The 1,738-nt window shown below is 70.1% G+C and carries 3 protein-coding genes; 1 reads left to right on the top strand and 2 read right to left on the bottom strand.

The window, feature by feature from the left end; all coding sequences use genetic code 11:
* Both HET64_RS38345 and HET64_RS38350 read right to left on the bottom strand, forming a co-directional pair.
* On the bottom strand, positions 1 to 224 hold a 224-nt coding region (locus HET64_RS38345; protein ID WP_215111835.1), incomplete at its 3' end, for a hypothetical protein.
* Positions 225 to 436: 212 nt separating this feature from the next.
* Positions 437 to 775: a hypothetical protein gene (locus HET64_RS38350; RefSeq protein WP_215111837.1), complete on the bottom strand. Its 339-nt coding sequence runs from the start codon at positions 773 to 775 to the stop codon at positions 437 to 439.
* Between the two features lie 160 nt (positions 776 to 935).
* Here HET64_RS38350 and HET64_RS38355 point away from each other — a divergent pair, with 160 nt between their 5' ends.
* Positions 936 to 1,700, top strand: coding sequence for a GntR family transcriptional regulator (locus tag HET64_RS38355; RefSeq protein WP_215111836.1), 765 nt, complete (start codon positions 936 to 938; stop codon positions 1,698 to 1,700).
* The last annotated feature ends 38 nt before the right edge of the window (positions 1,701 to 1,738 follow it).

A 1,738-nucleotide genomic window follows, 5' to 3' on the forward strand; every position in this document is an offset into this window, starting at 1 on the left:
GTTTTCGGGGGGCCGTTGCCGTGTTTGCCGTTGTTCAGGACCTTTCGGGGCGTCAGGCCGTAGATGCCGAAGGGCGGGAAGAGGTCGACGCGACGCGGGTAGTCGCCCTCCGCGCACTCCTCGCAGAGCAGGTCGCGGCCGGTGGGGGTATGGCGGGCGGCGGTGACCGGGGCGTTCCAGCATGCCTCGCAGTCGAGGACGTCCGTCGTGGAGAGGGCGATCATCCGGGCCTCCCGGATGGTGGTGCCGGTAACGCCTGGTGGGTCCTGCGCATCAGGTGCCTCCGTCTCTGGTGAGGGGGTGGCGACCCGGCCCGGCCGTTGTTCTGCCGAGGAAGGGACGGCCGGGGCCGGGTCGGGTCAGGGGGTTCGCCCGGTCGCGCGCCGTCGGTTCGTCGCGGCCGCGACCCGTTCCCGCCGGCGCCCCGCGCCGCGTCTCATCGGCGGGTCTCCCGCCACACGCGGACGAGCTTCGTCGCGGCGGGGCAGATCGCGCCGGTCCGGCAGGCGGTGCACGTCATCGTGTGGCCGAGCAGGGCGCGGTACGCCGTGTCCGGGGATTCGGTCGTGGTCACGTTCGCCTCTCTGCTGATCTCGGCCCACACGAATTCGGCGGTGCGGTTGAGCGTGTGGCCGTAGCGGTCCGCTGTGGCCAGGGCGGCCAGGACGGCCGAGTGCGCGGTCGTGCTCAACTCGGAGGGGAGATCGGCCTCGACGCGGAACGTGTCCAGGCCGGTGGCGATGCGCGGTTCGGTGCCTGTGGCGGCGGCGAGCATGCCGGTCAGCGCCGCGACCCGCGCTTGTGCAGAGCGCACACTTCTCCCCTGATGAACCGAATGTCACTCCATGTAATGCTGAGTATTCAGCTTCAACCTGATGGGTTAGCTTTGTCAACAGCGACGCCCCTGTCGACGCCGAACACACGGAGCTGCTCAAATGCCACGTGATACGCCGTACTTGAAGGTGGCGGATGCTCTGCGGGCTCGTGTCCGGGCCGGTGAATGGGCCGTGGGGGACAAGCTGCCGTCCCGGGCCCGGTTCGCCGAGGAGTACGGCGTCGGTCAGTCCGTGGCGCAGCGGGCCATGGAGCGCCTGATCATCGAGGGCGTCCTCGAAGGCCGCGCCGGTTCCGGTACATACGTCCGCCGGGCCCGCGAGCGTCGGCGCATGGTCCGCTCCCGCCACCGCGAGCAGCGCGGCAACAGCCCCTTCGCCTCGGACATGAGTGAGCTCGACCACGAGGCCGACTGGGAGTGCACCAGCACGGCGCGGGTCCCCGCGCCGGAGGGCATCGCCGAACGGCTGGCGATCGAGCCCGGCGACCTCTGCGTCGTGACCGACTACGAGTTCCTCGCCGACGGCCTGCCCGTACAGCTGGCCAAGAGCTGGGAGCCGATGGCCATCACCGACGGCACCCCGATCCTGCTCCCCGAGATGGGTCCGCACGGCAAGATCGGCGTCGTGGAGCGGATGCGGTCGATCGGCGTGCACATCGCCACCGGCATCGAGCTCCCCCGCCCGGCCCGCGCGACGCGGGAACAGGCGAATCTGCTCGGGATCTCCATCGGCGACCTGGTCATCGAGGTCGAGCGCACGTACTTCGACCGCGAGGGACGCCCCGTGGAGACGGCCGACATCATCGTGCCGGACATCCGCTGGGAGATCGCCTACGAGATCCGCGTCGACCAGCCGGATTCCTGAGTGAGGCGGGGGCCGAGGCTGGCTCTTATACACATCTC

Origin of the sequence: Streptomyces sp. McG3, from assembly GCF_018619185.1 — a bacterium.
Lineage (GTDB): Bacteria > Actinomycetota > Actinomycetes > Streptomycetales > Streptomycetaceae > Streptomyces.

Excerpts from the sequence above, each read along its gene's own strand:
- HET64_RS38350 (WP_215111837.1), bottom strand. The coding sequence starts at position 775 with ATGCTCGCCGCCGCCACAGGCACCGAACCGCGCATCGCCACCGGCCTG.
- HET64_RS38355 (WP_215111836.1), top strand. The coding sequence starts at position 936 with ATGCCACGTGATACGCCGTACTTGAAGGTGGCGGATGCTCTGCGGGCT.